Source organism: Nocardia cyriacigeorgica GUH-2 (genome assembly GCF_000284035.1).
Lineage (GTDB): Bacteria > Actinomycetota > Actinomycetes > Mycobacteriales > Mycobacteriaceae > Nocardia > Nocardia cyriacigeorgica_B.
Genome location: NC_016887.1, coordinates 3,126,736 through 3,143,048, shown reverse-complemented (window position 1 = coordinate 3,143,048; position 16,313 = coordinate 3,126,736). Strand labels below are relative to the sequence as shown.

Genomic DNA, 16,313 nt, shown 5'->3' with positions numbered 1-16,313 from the left:
GGCGCGGCAGATGTGGCGGAATCTGGCACTTGTGCCAGCAATGGGTGCAGGTCAGAAGGTGAAACCACAGGCGAGGCTCCTTGTGTGCGAGGGTCCTCGCACACGCTGCACGCCGATGTGTCAGATCTGACGGCGATCTGTGCGCGAGGGGGGAATCGCGCACGTCGGGAACGTGAATCCGTAACTGACAACCCCGGCTGACACGGGGTCACTTCGTCTGTTTTGAACCACCGAAATGCTCCGTCGGCCTTAGCTTCTGCCGATATCCAGGACCTTCCGCTGCTTCAGTGCGTGTGCGTAGTGGTTAATTCCCCCTCCGGACACAGAATGCGCATAATCGCTGAGAGGATCGTGTTCAGGCTCTGCCTGGACACGATTTTTTTGCGACCACCGTAATCGGCGCTTCCACCCTGATCAGGGTGAAAGTTGTGACCAGTGGTGCGCTCCGCGCGCTGTCACCCGAGACTTGGCGCGCCGGGATGGGACGCGATGTTCCAAGCCCGGGAATGTGGTGTTCACTGCCATCAGTTTGCCTGCGCGGACCGGGCTCGCGTGCGACAGTAACGGCGTGGGTCGGCGTGTCTCGGGGAATCTCCCGGTGGAAGTGACCAGCTTCGTCGGGCGCGACGGGGATGTCGCGGTGGCGAAAGGGCTGCTCGAGGGGACGCGGTTGCTGACGCTGACCGGGGTGGGTGGTGTGGGAAAGACGCGGTTGGGGCGCAGGATCGGGGCTGTGGTGCGGCGGGCCTTCCCAGACGGTGTCTGGTTGGTGGAGTTGGCGCACGTCAGCGATCCCGATCTGGTCGCATCGACGGTGGCGCGTGAGCTGGGGTTGCTCGACGACACGGGTGAGCAGCCGGCGGCTCTGATCGACTATCTGGCAGGCCGGGTCCTGCTGCTGATTCTCGACAACTGCGAACATGTGATCGGCGCGTGCGCGGCACTCGTGCACCGGATCATTCCGGCGACGACCGGGCTGCGGGTCCTCGCTACCAGTCGGGAGCCGCTCGGGGTGCCCGGTGAACAGATCCTGCCGGTGGCGCCGCTGTCGGTGCCCGAGGCGGACTCCGGCGATCTCGACGGTCCCGCGGCCCGGCTGCTGATCGACCGGGCGACAGCCGCGAATCCGGGCTTCCGGCCGAGCGCGGGCAATGCGGCGAGTCTCGCCGCGATCTGCCGTCGTCTCGATGGCATTCCGCTGGCGCTGGAGCTGGCGGCGTTGCGGATGAAGATGCTCAGCCCGGATCAGGTGCTCGCCCACCTCGACGATGCGATGGGCTTGCTGACCACGGGCCCGCGCACGGCTCCGCACCGGCAGCAGCGACTGGCCTCGGCCATCTGCTGGAGCTATGACCTGTGCAGTCCGGATGAGCAGCGGCTGTGGGAACAGCTGTCGGTGTTCGTTGGTGGTGCCGGCCTCGACGCTGTGCAAGCGGTCTGCCGGGTCGGCGCACCGCATCGGCTGCTGGCCGCGTTGACCGGGCTGGTGGACAAATCCGTGCTGATCTACTCGCCCGGCGACGACGGTGCCGGCCGGTACACGATGCTCGAGCCGCTGCGTCAGTTCGCTCGCGACCGGCTGCGGGAACGCGGGGCCGAACACGAGGTCCGCGTCGAGCATCGCGAGTACTACTACCGGCTCGCGCGGCGCGGTCGGAGAGCCTACTGGAGTGCCGCCGATGTCGAATGGTTCGCCGATGTCGCACGCGAGCATGCCAATCTCCGTGCGGCGCTGCAATTCTGCCTCGACGACCCCGACGGCGCGCGCCGGGCGCTGGAGATCGCCACCGAACTGTGGCCGTTCTGGGAACACTGCCACCTGCTGCTGGAGGGATATCGCTGGCTATCGGAGGCGTTGGCGAAGAACACCGAGCGCAGTGTCGACCGGGCCAGGGCGCTGGCCGCGTCCTCGGTGATCGCCGCCATGCTCGCCGACACCGAGAAGGCGGCCGATGATGCCCGCGCAAGTGCCGAGATCGCCGTCGAATCGGGATCGGTGCAGGTGCGGGCCGAAGCGGAGATGGCGCGCGCGATGCTGGACTTCGCGGCAGGTGACGTTCGCATGGCCATGGAACGCGCCGTGGCCGTCTCGGCGAGTGCGCGCGAATGCGTCCACCTGCGCGTGGAGATGGAGAGTCTGGCCTTCGCGGCGGTGTGCGCGTTGACCCTCGAGGATCCGCTCGCCGGCGCGATGGCCGAGCGTCTGGTTGCCCTGACCACCGAGCACGGTTCCCATCTTCTGGGTGGGCTGGCGCACTGGACGGTCGGCGTCCAGCGCTGGCGGGAGGGCGATCACGAGCGCGCGGTCGCGGCGTTGCGCCGGTCGATCGAGTTGTTGCGGCTGGTCGATCGGTGTGCCTGGATCGCCACGAGTGTCGACGGTTTGGCCTGGGTGGCCGCGGCCGAGGGCGACAGCGAGCGGTCGGCGCGTCTCATGGGAGCGGCGTCTACGATCCGTCAGGGAAGTTCGCAGCGCCTCGGGCACGCGATAACTCACCTCACCGGGCGACAGGTCCGCGCAGACGTCGAGGCAGCTCTCGGCGAGCGGGAGTTCGGTGCCTGTTTCGAGGCCGGTGCCGCGCTGAGCCTCGACGACGCCATCGACTACGCCATGGATAGTGCCGCGCCCCACGTCGTCGCGTCGGCACCGAGTGCACTCGAGCTGCTGACCCGGCGGGAACGCGAGGTGGCACGCCTGATCGCACTCGGCTACGGAAATCGCCGGATCGCAACGGAACTGGTGATCTCGGTGCGGACGGCGGAAAGTCATGTCGACCACATTCTCGCCAAGCTCGGCTTCTCCTCGCGGGCACAGATCGCCGCCTGGGTGACCCGGAACACCTGACACCGAGGTTGCCCCGGTGGTGAATCGCCGGTGTGCACCAGGGGAATTCAGCGCCGAACAGAGATCGGCAAGACGGTAGATCCGTAGCCACCCGCGCGATCTCCGTAGTTTCCGGGATTCGCGCGACCTACCTCGGCGCCCATTGTGAGTGCGACACCCGCACGCTGCAACGAGGTGACTCATGACGGTCGACGAGCTTGTCCACGCCAGGTCTGCACCATTGGCGCCGGCGTCGATGATCGAGCGGATGACGTTGATCCTGAACGCGTTCGACGGTCCCGCACCGGTACTCACCCTGCTCGATGTGGTGGACCGAACGGGCCTACCGCGCTCGAGCGTGCATCGCATCATCGATCAGATGTTGCGGCTGCGCTGGCTGGCCCACGCGCCCGGTGGCTACCGGCTCGGGACGCGGGAGCTGGAACTCGGCGGTCTCGCGGTCGAGCACCTCGAGATCAGGCAGACGGTGAGCCCGCTGTTGCCCGAGCTGTGCCGGCGCACCGGTCTGGTCGCCCACCTCGGCGTGCTCGACGGCCCCGACGTGCTGGTCGTCGACAAGGTCGCCGACCGCTGCGGTGCCGGTATCCCGACCCGGCTCGGCGGCCGGATGCCCGCGCACTGCACCGCGATCGGTAAGGCGCTGCTGGCCACGCTGTCACCGCGGGTGCTCGAGCTGGCGTTTCGGGAACGGCTGCCGCAGCTGACGCCGCGCACCATCGGCCACCGCGACGACCTGCGTCGCGAATTGGACCGGGTCCGAGACCATCACGGTATCGCCGTCGATCATGGGGAGGCACTGAGCGGTGTCGCGTGCGTCGCGGTCGCCATTCGGAGCGATGCCGAATCCGGTGGGCTCGCCGCGGTATCGCTGTCGGGCAGGCTCGGTGATGGACATGCGCCCGGTGCGGGCCGGGTGGCCCAGGTTCTCGTCGAGGTCGTCGATGCGAATGCGCGGCGGGTCGTGTACCGGCGTCGACCTCGATGAAAAGGTACTGACCTGCTGAGCGCCTCAGCCGTGGGTGGGTGCGCGATACACCGCCCGCACCCACCCACGTGCCGAGTGCTAGCCGACCAGATTCTTGCGCAACTTCAACAAGGTTCCGGGGTCCAGCCCGAGACCGTCGGTGAGGAACTTGCCGAAGCTGCCGTACTGCTGCTCGAGCTGGGAGACCGCGGTGTCGAGGTATTCGTTGCGGACTTCCTGCAGGGGGATGAGCAGGTCGGGATTCTGCATGTAACCGGCCTGCTCGACCTGCTCACGCAGCTTCGCGTCCGCGGCAGCGCGAAATTCGTTGGAGCGCAGATAGCCCTGGCGTGCTGTCGGCTCGGGCACACCGACCGCGCGCAGCACCACGTAGGTCAGGAATCCGGTGCGGTCCTTGCCGGAGGTGCAGTGGTAGAGCAGGGCGCCCTCGGTGGTGGCGAGTTCGCGGATGGTGGCGCCGAACGCCGCGCGCGATTCGGGGGTCAGGAAACTGGCGTAGACGCCGTGCATGATCCTCTCCGCACCGCCGTTGCCGAGTACTTCTTGCTGGCGATTCGGATCCTTGGATTGGATGACCTGCATCATCTGGGTGAACAGCCCGGTGTCATCGATCGGGCGCGCGACCAGCGGCACGCCCGGCGGCAGTCGGTCGGCTCCCATGAACTGCACCTCCCCGGGAGTGCGCAGGTCGACCACGGATTTCAGATTGCGGCCGCCGAGTGTGGCGACATCGCGGTCGGTCAGGCCCGCCAAGGCGTCGGCGCGGATCGCCTTGCCGGATTTGACGGTCGCACCGTCGTAGGTGCGGTAGCCGCCGAGGTCGCGGACATTGACCGCGCCCTCCAGTGCGATGTGTCCGCCGGTACCGGGTGCGGCGACGGCGGTGGGTTGCAGGACAGCGGTGGCAGCGAGTGCGAGGGAGGCCAGGGTCGTGGTCATCAGCGAGATGATCGCCCTGCTACGAAGTGCTTTCATGCCGAGCGACGGTATCGACGGCCGCGGGTGGCTCAGACAGTTTGCTCGATGATCGGGATTGCGCCTTGACATCGCGATATTCGCCGGACACGCCCACATCGCCCACCGTGGCAACCCTGGCCGTCATAGCCTGGACGGGTGACAGCTCCCGTCCTCCTGACCATCGGCGCGGGTCCGGGCCTCGGCGTCGCGGTCGCGCGCCGCTTCGCCCGTGCGGGCTACCATGCCGCGCTCACCGCCCGCACCACCGACGAAGCCCGTGGACTGGCCGAATCGCTCACCGCCGACGGATTTTCCGCCGAGGGCGCCGCCATCGACCTGCACGATCCGGACGACATCGGTCGCGTGGTGACCGACGTCGGCACGCGACACGGGCGGATCGATCTGCTGCATTTCAACCCCAGCGCGTGGCGGGAAAAGGATCCCCTGCACCTGACGGTGTCCGAACTGCTCGAGGACGTCACCCTCGGCGTGGCGGCGCTGCTGCCTGCGGTTCAGGCCGCGCACCGGTTCATGTCGCGCGGTGGGCGCATTCTGGTGACGGGCAGCGCGGCGGCCGACAAACCCTGGTACGGCGCGGCCTCGCTCGGTGTGCAGAAGGCCGGCGTTCGCAATCTCGTCACCAGCCTCGATGCCACGCTGGCGTCCGACGGAATCCGGGCCGTCGCGGTCCAGATCAATGGCCTCCTCACCGAAACCGGACCGTTCTCCCCGCCGCCGATTGCCGACGCCATGTGGGAGGCGGTCGAACGGCCCGACGCGGAGTGGACGCCGCAGGTCCCGTACGACGGCTGATCGCCATGGCGGTGATCGATGATGTCCGGACTCTGGGTGCTGAGCTGGAGCGCTCGTACCAGGTGTATGTGCGTGGCCGGTTGAAGTTCCGCGTCGGGCAGATCGTCTATGTGGCGTTCTCCCTGGACGAGACCGAGATGGGGTTCGCCTTTCCCAAGGAGGAGCGCGCGGCGCTGGTCGCGAGTGAGCCGCACAAGTTCCGGCTGCCCTCGGCCTCGGACATGCGGTTCAACTGGGTGCACGCCGAGCTGGCGGCACTGGATCCGGCCGAGGCGCGGGAACTGGTGGTGGACGCGTGGCGCATGGTCGTGCCGAAGAAGGTTTCCCGCGCCTATGATCTCGCCCATCCACAGGGACCGGGCTGAGCCACTCGGCCGGCTGTTCGAGCCAAAGGCCGAGGCGGCGGGATTCGAGCGCTGAACTGCGTTCGCAGGCGCCGAACGTGCTCGACCGCGATGGGGGGCGAGCACCTGCGTACTCGTCGCCTCCTGAGACCAGGAGGCGACGAGCTGAGTGTTACTCGACAGCAGTCGCTTCCAGTTCGACCATCTGGCCGGGGATCGCCAGCCGGGTGACGCCGAGCATGGTGGTGGCGGGTGCGACCTGGGCGGCGCCCAGGCGGGCGGCCAGTACGCCGTAGTGCTGGAACAGCAGGTCGACGTCGGTCGTGTAGACGTTGAGCCGGACCAGATTCGCCAGCGACATGCCCGCTTTGCCGAGCACGGCCTCCACGTTGTCCAGGCTCAGCGCCAATTGCGCGGCCATATCGCCGTCGTGCTGCGGTGCGCCGTCGGCGCTCATCGCGGTCTGGCCGGAGCAGTACAGGGTCCGGGTGTGCCCGGAGACGAGCTCGCCCTGGTTGAAGCCGATCTCCAGCGACCAGGTCACCGGATTGACTGCCGTTCGTTCCGCTACCACGTGTGCTCCTATCGATCCGAAGGACGGACGTCCGCCGACCCGGTGGCCGGCCGTCGATGACGCCGTGGCAACGATGCTGCCGAGAATTCACGACATCCTGTGTCATCTATTTCTGCAAGGATTTCTCGTATGCGCGCGGATCGGTTGGTGGCGCTGGTGCTGCTGTTGCGCCGGCGCGGACAGCTCACGGCGGCGGAGCTGGCCGAGGAGCTGGAGGTGTCGACCCGGACGGTGCTGCGGGACATCGAAGCATTGTCGACGGCCGGTGTCCCGGTATATGCCGAACGGGGCAGGCACGGTGGTTTCGCGTTGCTCCCGGGATTCCGGACCGAACTCACCGGCCTCAACCACGACGAGGCGCTGGCCCTGCTGGTGGCCGGATCCCGGCGCGGCGCACAGGTATTCGGTCTCGGCTCGGCGCTGGCCTCGGCCATGCTCAAGGTGGTCGACGCGCTGCCGGAAAGCTATCGAGCCACTGCCGACGAGGTGGCAGGGCGGCTGCTCATCGATCCCGAGACCGATCTGCTCGCGCGGCGGCTGGTCGACGACGAGGTGCCCGAGACTGTGGTCGCCGAGGTCCGGCGCGCAGTGTTCACCGGCCACAAACTGCGCATCCACTACGCGGCAGTGAACCAGGAGCCGGAGTGGCGCACCGTGGATCCGATCGGTCTGGTCACCGTGCGCGATCAGGTCTACCTGCTGGCGACGAAGGACGGCGCCGACCGCACCTACCGGCTATCGCGCGTACTGGCGGCCGAGCAACTTCCCGAACCCGCACAACGGGACAGCCGGGTCGATCTGGATCGCGCGTGGCAAGAACGCAGTACGCGCTTCCGCGCGGGCGGCGACCAGGTCACGGTGGTTGCCCGGATCCAGCCGGCCCGACGCGAGGAATTGGTCGGCACGGCACTCGCCGTATCCGCCGAGGCCGTCGATGCCGACGGGCGGCTGCGGCTGGAGGTGAACTTCCAAGATCGCCGGCACGCCGAATGGGCGCTGTGGCAACTGGCCATCGACGCCGAAGTGCTCGACCCGCCATGGCTGCGAGCCCGGCTGCGTGATCGCGCCGCCGCCCTGGTCAGCTGCTACGACCAGCCGGACTGAGCTGCTGCGTCTGCGGCGCGGTGGCGGGGGAGAGGAGGAACGAGATCTTCTCCATGACCGGTTTGCGCTGCGTGTTCTGGAAGGCCGCCACCCGCCACTGACCGTCGGCTGCGCGGATCAGCGTGTAGGTCTGGACCTTGCCGAGCTTGCGCGGCCGCTCACCTTTGTAGGTATCGCCACGGCTGATGACCACCGCGGTATCGGGTCCGTAGAAGCGGATATCCAGCACCTCGTCGGCGAGTTTCGTGCCTTTCAAGAATTTCGCGAACAGTGCGCGATGGCTGCTGACGATATCGGCGCGGCCACGGTAGACGGTGCCGACGAAGCTGAGGTAACTGGCGTCCTCGGTGAACAGTGCGCCGTACGCCTCGGCATCGTGGCGCGCCCACGCGTCGATCAAGCCGTCGATGACGGCCCGCACCGCGGCGGTGTCATGTCGCTGATTCTGCATGGTGGATCTACTTCCTCACTGCTTAGAATGAAGCAGATACTGCAACAAGACAGTATCTGCACGCATGCAACTAAATGTACGAGGTGAGGCTGACGATGGCAAGCACGGGCAACGACGAGCACGTAATCTTCCGGCAGTACCTGGACGCGGTGGGGCTGCAGGGCTTGGCCAGCGCGGAAGCCGCGGGACTGCACACCTCGGAGTGGTACGCACTGAGCGTGATCGCTTTCCACGGGGCGCTCTCTTCAGGGGAGCTCGCCACCCGCGCCGGACTCACCACCGGCGCCACCACCCGCCTGATCGATCGCCTCGAAAGATCCGGTTTCGCCCGGCGCAGCGCCGATCCGAACGACCGCAGACGGGTGCTCGTCGAGCCCGTCCCGGAAGCGCTCGACCGCATCCAAGAAGTCGTCGGCCCCGCCCGCCGGCATCTGGCCGAGGTCTTGGATAGCTACACCCCCGAGCAGCGGGCGCTCCTGTTCGACTATTTCGCCCGCGCGGCACCGGCCTTCCGCGCCGCGACCGAAGAGATCCGAGCGAACACGACGGCCGGCCGCCGGGGCCGGCCGTCGCCGCGGTGAGGTGCGTATCGGGCTTGATCTCGCGATCGTCCGCGCGGCTGGGTCCGGGGGGTTAGTGTCGAACGGGGGTGCACGACACCCAGGAGGCGGCGTGATGACGCGTCGGCGAACATGGCTCGGGCCCGTTGCAGTGGTCATGGCTGCGGGGCTGGTGATGAGCGGTTGCGGGGGTGATGATCGGACGGGCTCCGGGGACGGAACGCCCTCCGGGACTCCCTCCGTCCTGCCCAATCAGGTCGCCGGTGTCGAGATACCGGAAGGCCGGGTGGGTGAGGCGGTCGATCGGGTCGGCGGCCTGGCCGAGGAACTGATGGAGTCCTCAGGGATCCCCGGCATGGCGGTGGCCATCGTGCATAACGGCGACGTGGTCTACAGCGAAGGCTTCGGGGTCGGCAATGTCGACACCAAGAGTGAGGTCGGACCCGACACGGTGTTCCAGCTGGCCTCGGTGTCGAAATCGGTGGGCGCGACGGTGGTGGCGCAGCAGGTGAGCGCGGGCGCGGTCGAGTGGGATACGCCGATCAGGCAGTTGCTGCCCGACTTCGCGCTCGGCGACCCGTACGTCAGCGAGCACGTAACCGTCGGTGATCTGTATGCGCATCGGTCCGGGCTGCCCGATCACGCCGGTGACCTGCTCGAAGACCTCGGCTACGACCGTGCCGAGGTGCTGGAGCGGCTGCGTCTGCTGCCGCTGGGGCCGTTCCGGAATTCCTACGAATACACCAACTTCGGGCTTGCCGCGGCGGCCGACGCCGTAGCGCGAGCCGCCGCGACCGACTGGGCGACGCTGTCGGCGCGCGAGTTGTACGAGCCGCTGGGTATGGATGCCACGAGTTCGCGCTACCGTGACTTCGCCGACCGAGCCGATCGCGCCGACGGCCACGTCTTCGTCGACGGCGAATACCGTGTCGCCAACCCCGGACGGCAACCCGACGCGCAATCGCCGGCCGGGGGAGTGAGCTCCTCGGTCACCGATATGGCGAAATGGATGACGATGGTCCTCGCCGACGGCACCGCGAACGGCCGGGCCCTGATCGAACCCGACGACCTGCTGCCAGCGATCTCGCCACAGTCGGTAGCGCATCCGCCGCAGGCCGCCGACGCGCGGGCCGGTTTCTACGGGTTCGGCTTCAACGTCGGCGAATCCGCCGCCGGTCGCGTGATGCTCAGCCATTCGGGGGCGTTCGACCTCGGTGCGGCGACCGCGTTCACGCTGATCCCCTCGGCAGACGTCGGCATCGTGACGCTGACGAACGCGGCACCGATCGGTGTGCCCGAGACGCTGAACGCCGAGTTCGCCGACCTCGTGCAGTTCGGCGACATCCGGCAGGACTGGCGCACCCTCTACCGGCAGGCCTTCGCGCCGATGGGCGCACCGCTGGGCGAACTGGCCGGTGCCACACCACCCGCCGACCCCGCCCCGGCCCGTCCGTTGACGGAATACGCGGGCGTGTACGACAACGCCTACTACGGCCCCGCGACCGTCACCGAGACCGCGGGGGCGCTCACCCTGACGTTGGGCCCGAAGAGCATGGCCTTCCCGCTGACTCATTGGGATGGCGACACTTTCGTCTTCACACCCACCGGCGAGAACGCGACCCTGGACACCGTTTCCAAAGCAACCTTCGACGGGGACGAACTCACGCTCGAGTACTACGACCAGGAGGGGCTCGGGTCGTTCGACCGGGGGAGTTGACCAGGCCGGTCGGCCTGCTGACGGAGTAGGGGAGCGGCGCGGATCGGTGAGCCGCACAGGGGAGGGGAGTGCTGACCGAGTGCGTGGTATCCCATCCGGTACCGCAGGTGCAGTCACGATCGACACCCAGCGCGAGTGGTTGTTGTCTTTAGATGTATTACTTGGCGCTACGTAGATATGCGCATCTCACTATAAATATCTCATCCAAACTCGCACCAGCTACCTACAACCCAACCGCTAACACCAACAAGGACGGCGGGGGTCCGCTCTGCGCTGGCCGGATCAATGCTGCGGCCGGCGCTCGGTAGACGTCGACGCGATGGTCTCCGGCTCTGCGTCGGTTTGCTGTGCGGTGAACCGCCCCGAGACGAACTCTTGTGCGGCGATCTTGGCGTTGATCACTGGTTCCCGGTAGCGGGTTTCGCGCGCGGCGGCTTTGGCCAGTTTTGGTGAGTCGGGCCGGTAGCGCCAGCGGGCCCAGGGTGCGGTGGGGCGGCTGAGGCGGATGGCGCCGACGATCAGCAGTGGCGGGAAGAACAGGCCGAGGAAGCCGGTCCAGTATTTGCCTTTGAGCAGGGTGATGGCGGCTAGCCCGTACTGGATGGCGAGGCCGGCGATGGAGGCGATCAGGGTCGCGAATTCGCCGTCGTCGGTGTATTCGTCGAAGTCGTCGGCCAGGCCGAGTGGGTGGATGCCGAGCAGGAACAGCATCGAGATGGCGAAGGCGACCATGACGGCGTCGATGCTGCTGCGGCCTTCTTCGGTCCAGTAGACGTCGCGCAGGTGCAGGACGAGCGCGAACTCGTCGAGGACAAGCGCGGAGCCGATGCCGAAGAAGGTGGCGAGCACACAGTTGAGTACCGGTGTCTCATGGGCGGCGAGCGCGACCAGTAACAGGCCGGATACGAGCATGGTGACGAGTCCGAAGACGACGTGGTGGATGTGCAGCCCGCCGGGAGTGACGTTTCCGGGCCACCAGGAGACTTCGGCGCGGATCATTCGCGTGCTCATCCGGATGAACAGGAATGTCAGTGCGAAGGCGACCATCAGGAAGAACAGCGGCAGGCGGCCGTTGTCGATGATCGTGTCGGTGAACCAGTGCGTCACCGGAGGGCTCCGGGTGCCCGTTCTCGTGTGCCGGCTCGGCCGCAGAACATCGTGCGGTCCCTTCCCGGGGGAAGTGTCGAGCAGTCTGGCTCGGCCCCTCGTTGCTGATCCTGTCCTGCCACTGTAGTTTGCGGTCGCCGAGTGTTGGAGGGATTCGGTCGGGGCGTTGCGGGCTTTCTGCGCGGGCGAAGAATTGCGCCGTACGGGCCGGGCCGAACTGATTCGGCCACGCATTCCACCTGCCTCAGAAAATGTGGTGCCGAGGCATTTCGCACTGCGTCCATGGCGCGCTGGAACGCGCTGTGGTTGGTAGTTTTGCTGGGCGACGAGAAGTCCGTCGGATGGAAGCGCTTGGCCCCGATAAATTTTCGGGTCATTGATACTGTTTTATTACCTTGCAATTTGAATGGTCGCTTGGTCGGACGAACTAGTCGCGTCAACCGTATTGATCAACTCGGCGGACGAGTGCGAGAAACGAAGGCCAATGATTTGCGCCAGCCTGTAACAGGCCAGATGAGCATCCGGATTTATCCGTTGTGGGGGTTCCAGAAGGCAACATTCGGAGTTGGTCTCAGTGCAAGCGGCGGGCGAATCGCGGGGTCCTCGGGATCGGAAGCAGTATCTATGGGTGCTGGGGCTGATAGCCCCGGGGTGTGCGCTGCTGCCCTCACAGTTGGTGTTGCGCACCGGATCCGAAGTGTTCTGGTGGATCGGGCCGATCATCGTCTTGATCGTGATCCCGATCCTGGATTTCCTCGTCGGCGAGGACGGCAGCAACCCGCGCGATGAGGACTACGAGGCGCTGTCGAACAACCACTATTACCGGTGGTGCACGTATATGTTCTTGCCGATCCAGTTGCTCGGATTGGTGATCGCCTCGTCGATGTGGGCGGGCGATGAGCTGAGTGTCGTCGACAAACTGGGTTTGGGTGTGACGCTGGGTTTCGTCAGCGAGATCGGAATCAATGCCGCGCACGAGCTCGGGCATCGAGCCGAGCATCTGGAGCGCTGGCTGGCCAAGATCGCGCTGGCGCAATCGGGGTACGGGCATTTCTTCGTCGAGCACAACCGCGGACATCACGTGCGAGTGGCGACGCCGGAGGATCCGGCGAGTGCGCGGCTGGGGGAGTCGCTGTATGAGTTCCAGCCGCGGGCGGTCTCGGGTGGATTCCGTTCGGCGATCGCGTTGGAGCGTGAGCGGTTGCAGCGGCACGGGCAGGGGTGGTGGTCACCGCACAACCACATTCTTCAGGCGTGGGCGATGACGGTGGTGTTGTTCGGCGGGCTGCTGGCGGTGTTCGGTGTCGAGATTCTGCCGTGGCTGGTGCTGCAGGCGGTGATCGGCGCCGGGCTGCTGGAGACGGTGAATTACGTCGAGCACTACGGTCTGCTGCGCAGGCGCCGCCCGAACGGCAAATACGAGCGCTGCTCGCCGCGGGACAGCTGGAACAGCGACCGGTTGGTGACCAACATCTTCCTGTTCCATTTGCAACGCCACAGCGATCATCACGCCAACCCGGGCCGGCGCTATCAGACCTTGCGCAGTACCAGTGAGTCGCCGCAGCTGCCCGCGGGCTACGCCACCATGATCGTGCTTGCCGCGATTCCACCGTTGTGGCGGCGCGTGATGGATCCGCGGGTGCTGGCCCATTACGACGGCGATGTCACCCAGGCCAATATCGCGCCGCGCAAGCGAGACCGCATTCTCGCGGCGCATGGGGTGGCTGCCGGGAATCGGTGAGGGAACGGGGTCATCGCGTTACCCCTGCGTCCGAGCGGGTGACGGGCCGAGGGCGGCCCGGAGGATTCCGGGTCGCCCCGCGAAGAGTGACTGTGTTCGAGATGGTGTTGCTGTATGTCGGATCGAACAGGGGCATCACCTCACTCGTGTCGGATTCGACTGGCCGCGGCGGCACCGCGCGGTGCGGGCGGGCCGCGCTGGGTCGGCTGGACGCCGGGCGGGATGCGCCCGCGTAGCGTCGCGACCTGCGCGGGTCCTGCCGGTGCGCGCGGAGATCGCTCGGGCCGGACCCGTTGGCGGGGGTGCTGTGGTGCCGGCCAACGGGCCAGCGCTTCGGCCACGATGGCGTCCATTTCGGCGAAGAGCTGTTCGGTATCGGGGTCCAGCAGGAGTAGTTCGGTATCGAACAGTTCCGCGCGCGAATCGGTTCCGATCATTGCCCTGCCTCCTCGGGGGAGTGCCGGGCCGTGCCGGATCAGGCGCCGATGGCCTGACGCCGTTCGGCCCGCTCGACCGCGATCTTGCGGGGTTTGGCCTTCTCCGCGACCGGGATGGACAGCCGCAGTACGCCGTCGGTGTAGTCGGCGCGGATGTGGTCGGTGTCGAGGCCGTCGCCGAGGAACAGCTGGCGGCTGAACACTCCGCGTGAGCGTTCCGCGGCGATCATCTCGCGGTCGCCCGTCAACTCCGGCCGCGTGGCGCGCACGGTTACGACATTGCGTTCGACATCGAGGTCCAGCGAGTCGGGGTCGATGCCGGGTAGGTCGAACTCGACCAGGAATTCGTCGCCTTCACGCCAGGCGTCCATCGGCATGACGGCCGGGCGGGCCACTGTGCCGAACACCTGCTGCGTCAATCGGTCCAGATCGCGGAACGGATCGGTGCGCATCAGCATGGTCGCCACCTCCAGATCACTCCATCCTTTGCAGTAGTCGACAGATAACCTATGTCATCTGACATAGATTCGTTATAGCTCGGCAGAGAGATGGGCGCAAGGGTTTAGAATAGAAAATCTGAAAGCGAATGGCAGGAGTGAGGAGAACGGATGACGCAGGAGAGTTACCAGCCTCGTCTCCCCGACTCGACACAGGCGGTCTATGCGATCTCGGTGGCCGCCGACCTGGCCGGCATCGGGGTGCAGACGCTGCGCCTCTACGAGCGGCACGGGTTGATCACCCCCGCCCGTAGCGACGGCGGCACCCGCCGCTACAGCGGCGACGATCTGGCCCGGCTGCACCGCATCGCGGCGCTGGCCGCCGACGGAGTGAACCTCGCGGGCATCGGCCGCATTCTCGAACTCGAAGACGCCAACGCCGCCCTGCTCGCCGATCTGGCTCGGTTGCGTCGCCGCTCCAATAGCTGAGCCGTTATGCCGCGCGGCCTGCCAGGGTGAGGTCGATGCGCTCGACGAAATCGCCGATGTCCTTGGGGGAGCGCGAGGTGATCAGCGGGTAGCCGTGGGTGTCGTCGATGACGACGGAGCGGTCTACCCAGTCGGCGGCGCCGGCATTGCGGATGTCGGTCTTCAGCGACGGGAACGAGGTGAGGGTCTTGTCGCGGACGATGCCGGCTTCCACGAGGATCCACGGGCCGTGGCAGATGGCCGCGATGAGGGTGCCTGCGGCCGCGATGCGGCGGGTGATCTCGACGGCGGCGTCGTTGAGGCGCAACGAGTCGGCGTTGACGGTGCCGCCGGGCACCAGCAGCAGGTCGTAGTCCTGCGGGTTCACCTCGTCGAGGGTGACGGTGGGCTGGACGGTGGTTCCGGGGTTCTTGTCGTGGACCAGGGTCTGGATGGCGTCGCCGGATTCGGCGGCTATATCGACCGTGGCGCCGGCATCGCGCAGGTGCTGGACCGGGACCATGAGTTCGTCCTGCTCGACGCCGTAGTTGGTGACGATGGCGAGGATGCGGCGCTGGGTGAGATCGGTTTCGGTCATTGCTCGAATTCCTTCCGCTCGGTTCCCGGTGCGTGCGGTCGTCGCGGCCCCGCGCCAGCGGTCGCGCGACTCGCTCCGGGCATACCCGGGCGCAGAGAACCCACACGTCCCGGCAGGTCATCGGTGCGGTGAAGACCGGCGCGGGCGATCACTTTTCGATTACGGGCAAGTGGGTACCCCATATTCAGGTCGAGCCGAACGCCAGCCGATTTGGGGAATCCGAGGAGGCCCAATGAACCAGTCGAAGCACGCTCAGACCACCACAACCGCATCGTCGGGACGATCAGTCGCTCCCGGTGCGGGGAAACACGGAGATTGTTCGGACACCTACGAGAACATCGAGCCGTGGTTCGACAAACTCGAGTCATTGGACCCCGACGATCCGCATCGCCGCCAGATCCGCGCGGAAATCATCGAATTGTGCCTGCCGCTGGCCGAGCACATCGCGCGCCGTTTCGGCGGGCGCGGGGAATCCTTCGATGATCTGCAGCAAGTCGCCCGGGTGGGTTTGGTCCAGGCCGTGGACCGTTTCGATCTCGGTCGCGGCAGCACATTCCTGGCGTATGCGGTGCCCACCATGATGGGTGAGGTGCGCCGCCATTTCCGCGACCGCACCTGGGCGGTGCGGGTGCCGCGGACGATGAAGGACATTCAGTTGCGGATAGGTCCGGCCACCGAGGCGCTGTCGCAGCGGCTGGGGCGGGTGCCGACCGCACGCGAGGTCGCCGCCGAACTCGGCGTGGAGTTGGCGCAGCTGACCCAGGCGATGGTCGCCGCGAATGGGCACACCAGCAATTCGCTGGAGTCGATCGCACGGGATGACGATGACCAGGGCAGCGCGGTGCAGCGCAGGCTCGGTTGCGAGGAACCGTGCTATGGCCTGCTCGAGGATGCGATGGCGGTGCGGCCGCTGATCGCGGCGTTGCCGAAGCGGGACCGGCAGGTGCTGGTCTGGCGGTTCTACGGGTCGATGACCCAGAACCAGATCGCCGAGCGGCTGGGGGTGTCCCAGATGCAGGTGTCGCGGATCCTGTCGCGCACGCTGGCGAGTTTGCGCGAGCAGGCGCTGGCCGAGCCGGCGGCGGCGTAGCGATCGGTGAAATCCTGGTTCCTCCCCGAGGTTTGAGACACAACCAGTCATGTGACTGATATCACACCCGATTGGGGCTGTGCGG

At 66.8% G+C, this 16,313-nt stretch carries 17 protein-coding genes; 10 read left to right on the top strand and 7 right to left on the bottom strand.

Annotated elements, in window-relative coordinates:
- Positions 1 to 598 precede the first annotated feature (598 nt).
- Complete coding sequence (locus NOCYR_RS14140) at positions 599 to 2,845, top strand: ATP-binding protein (RefSeq protein WP_014351066.1); 2,247 nt, start codon at positions 599 to 601, stop codon at positions 2,843 to 2,845.
- A 181-nt stretch (positions 2,846 to 3,026) separates the two neighbouring features.
- The gene (locus NOCYR_RS14135; protein ID WP_048833350.1) at positions 3,027 to 3,830 is read left to right on the top strand and encodes an IclR family transcriptional regulator; all 804 of its coding nucleotides are present in this window, start codon (positions 3,027 to 3,029) and stop codon (positions 3,828 to 3,830) included.
- A gap of 78 nt (positions 3,831 to 3,908) precedes the next feature.
- Here the strand turns inward: NOCYR_RS14135 and NOCYR_RS14130 are convergent, their stop codons facing one another.
- Entirely contained in the window at positions 3,909 to 4,805 is an 897-nt protein-coding gene (locus NOCYR_RS14130; protein WP_231855925.1) for a tyrosine-protein phosphatase, read from the bottom strand.
- 138 nt (positions 4,806 to 4,943) lie between these two features.
- Between NOCYR_RS14130 and NOCYR_RS14125 the strand changes: the two genes are divergently transcribed.
- Both NOCYR_RS14125 and NOCYR_RS14120 read left to right on the top strand, forming a co-directional pair.
- Positions 4,944 to 5,600, top strand: coding sequence for an SDR family NAD(P)-dependent oxidoreductase (locus NOCYR_RS14125; protein ID WP_014351063.1), 657 nt, complete (start codon positions 4,944 to 4,946; stop codon positions 5,598 to 5,600).
- Positions 5,601 to 5,605: 5 nt separating this feature from the next.
- Positions 5,606 to 5,965, top strand: coding sequence for an MmcQ/YjbR family DNA-binding protein (locus tag NOCYR_RS14120; RefSeq protein WP_014351062.1), 360 nt, complete (start codon positions 5,606 to 5,608; stop codon positions 5,963 to 5,965).
- Positions 5,966 to 6,116: 151 nt separating this feature from the next.
- Here the strand turns inward: NOCYR_RS14120 and NOCYR_RS14115 are convergent, their stop codons facing one another.
- The gene (locus tag NOCYR_RS14115; protein ID WP_014351061.1) at positions 6,117 to 6,518 is read right to left on the bottom strand and encodes a RidA family protein; all 402 of its coding nucleotides are present in this window, start codon (positions 6,516 to 6,518) and stop codon (positions 6,117 to 6,119) included.
- Between the two features lie 129 nt (positions 6,519 to 6,647).
- Between NOCYR_RS14115 and NOCYR_RS14110 the strand changes: the two genes are divergently transcribed.
- Positions 6,648 to 7,622, top strand: a complete 975-nt coding sequence (locus tag NOCYR_RS14110) for a helix-turn-helix transcriptional regulator (protein ID WP_014351060.1) — start codon at positions 6,648 to 6,650, stop codon at positions 7,620 to 7,622.
- On the opposite strand, the gene NOCYR_RS14105 is transcribed toward NOCYR_RS14110, so the two are convergent.
- Complete coding sequence (locus NOCYR_RS14105) at positions 7,597 to 8,073, bottom strand: SgcJ/EcaC family oxidoreductase (protein ID WP_014351059.1); 477 nt, start codon at positions 8,071 to 8,073, stop codon at positions 7,597 to 7,599. The two genes, NOCYR_RS14110 and NOCYR_RS14105, sit on opposite strands and share 26 nt — an antisense overlap.
- A 95-nt stretch (positions 8,074 to 8,168) precedes the next feature.
- Between NOCYR_RS14105 and NOCYR_RS14100 the strand changes: the two genes are divergently transcribed.
- Both NOCYR_RS14100 and NOCYR_RS14095 read left to right on the top strand, forming a co-directional pair.
- Entirely contained in the window at positions 8,169 to 8,654 is a 486-nt protein-coding gene (locus tag NOCYR_RS14100) for a MarR family transcriptional regulator (protein ID WP_014351058.1), read from the top strand.
- A gap of 94 nt (positions 8,655 to 8,748) precedes the next feature.
- Positions 8,749 to 10,350: a serine hydrolase gene (locus NOCYR_RS14095; protein WP_048833349.1), complete on the top strand. Its 1,602-nt coding sequence runs from the start codon at positions 8,749 to 8,751 to the stop codon at positions 10,348 to 10,350.
- Between the two features lie 282 nt (positions 10,351 to 10,632).
- Here NOCYR_RS14095 and NOCYR_RS14090 read toward each other — a convergent pair whose 3' ends face one another.
- Positions 10,633 to 11,457 carry a membrane protein gene (locus NOCYR_RS14090; protein WP_014351056.1) on the bottom strand — a complete coding sequence of 275 codons (825 nt, stop codon included), beginning with the start codon at positions 11,455 to 11,457 and terminating at the stop codon, positions 10,633 to 10,635.
- Positions 11,458 to 12,085: 628 nt separating this feature from the next.
- Between NOCYR_RS14090 and NOCYR_RS14085 the strand changes: the two genes are divergently transcribed.
- Positions 12,086 to 13,198, top strand: a complete 1,113-nt coding sequence (locus NOCYR_RS14085; protein ID WP_014351055.1) for an alkane 1-monooxygenase — start codon at positions 12,086 to 12,088, stop codon at positions 13,196 to 13,198.
- A 140-nt stretch (positions 13,199 to 13,338) separates the two neighbouring features.
- On the opposite strand, the gene NOCYR_RS14080 is transcribed toward NOCYR_RS14085, so the two are convergent.
- Complete coding sequence (locus NOCYR_RS14080) at positions 13,339 to 13,635, bottom strand: hypothetical protein (protein ID WP_014351054.1); 297 nt, start codon at positions 13,633 to 13,635, stop codon at positions 13,339 to 13,341.
- A 38-nt stretch (positions 13,636 to 13,673) separates the two neighbouring features.
- On the bottom strand, positions 13,674 to 14,093 hold the full coding sequence (locus tag NOCYR_RS14075; RefSeq protein WP_014351053.1) for an Hsp20/alpha crystallin family protein: 420 nt from the start codon (positions 14,091 to 14,093) through the stop codon (positions 13,674 to 13,676).
- Positions 14,094 to 14,243: 150 nt separating this feature from the next.
- Between NOCYR_RS14075 and NOCYR_RS14070 the strand changes: the two genes are divergently transcribed.
- Entirely contained in the window at positions 14,244 to 14,561 is a 318-nt protein-coding gene (locus NOCYR_RS14070) for a MerR family transcriptional regulator (RefSeq protein ID WP_014351052.1), read from the top strand.
- Positions 14,562 to 14,565: 4 nt separating this feature from the next.
- On the opposite strand, the gene NOCYR_RS14065 is transcribed toward NOCYR_RS14070, so the two are convergent.
- Complete coding sequence (locus NOCYR_RS14065) at positions 14,566 to 15,138, bottom strand: type 1 glutamine amidotransferase domain-containing protein (protein WP_014351051.1); 573 nt, start codon at positions 15,136 to 15,138, stop codon at positions 14,566 to 14,568.
- 367 nt (positions 15,139 to 15,505) lie between these two features.
- Here NOCYR_RS14065 and NOCYR_RS14060 point away from each other — a divergent pair, with 367 nt between their 5' ends.
- Positions 15,506 to 16,228, top strand: coding sequence for an RNA polymerase sigma factor SigF (locus tag NOCYR_RS14060; protein ID WP_014351050.1), 723 nt, complete (start codon positions 15,506 to 15,508; stop codon positions 16,226 to 16,228).
- Positions 16,229 to 16,313 lie beyond the last annotated feature (85 nt).

Bases quoted from the DNA above. Each gene is read 5' to 3' on its own strand.
- NOCYR_RS14135 (WP_048833350.1), top strand. From the start codon at position 3,027: ATGACGGTCGACGAGCTTGTCCACGCCAGGTCTGCACCATTGGCGCCG.
- NOCYR_RS14095 (WP_048833349.1), top strand. From the start codon at position 8,749: ATGACGCGTCGGCGAACATGGCTCGGGCCCGTTGCAGTGGTCATGGCT.
- NOCYR_RS14100 (WP_014351058.1), top strand. From the start codon at position 8,169: ATGGCAAGCACGGGCAACGACGAGCACGTAATCTTCCGGCAGTACCTG.
- NOCYR_RS14075 (WP_014351053.1), bottom strand. From the start codon at position 14,093: ATGCTGATGCGCACCGATCCGTTCCGCGATCTGGACCGATTGACGCAG.
- NOCYR_RS14120 (WP_014351062.1), top strand. From the start codon at position 5,606: ATGGCGGTGATCGATGATGTCCGGACTCTGGGTGCTGAGCTGGAGCGC.
- NOCYR_RS14130 (WP_231855925.1), bottom strand. From the start codon at position 4,805: ATGAAAGCACTTCGTAGCAGGGCGATCATCTCGCTGATGACCACGACC.
- NOCYR_RS14080 (WP_014351054.1), bottom strand. From the start codon at position 13,635: ATGATCGGAACCGATTCGCGCGCGGAACTGTTCGATACCGAACTACTC.
- NOCYR_RS14110 (WP_014351060.1), top strand. From the start codon at position 6,648: ATGCGCGCGGATCGGTTGGTGGCGCTGGTGCTGCTGTTGCGCCGGCGC.
- NOCYR_RS14070 (WP_014351052.1), top strand. From the start codon at position 14,244: ATGACGCAGGAGAGTTACCAGCCTCGTCTCCCCGACTCGACACAGGCG.
- NOCYR_RS14065 (WP_014351051.1), bottom strand. From the start codon at position 15,138: ATGACCGAAACCGATCTCACCCAGCGCCGCATCCTCGCCATCGTCACC.
- NOCYR_RS14105 (WP_014351059.1), bottom strand. From the start codon at position 8,073: ATGCAGAATCAGCGACATGACACCGCCGCGGTGCGGGCCGTCATCGAC.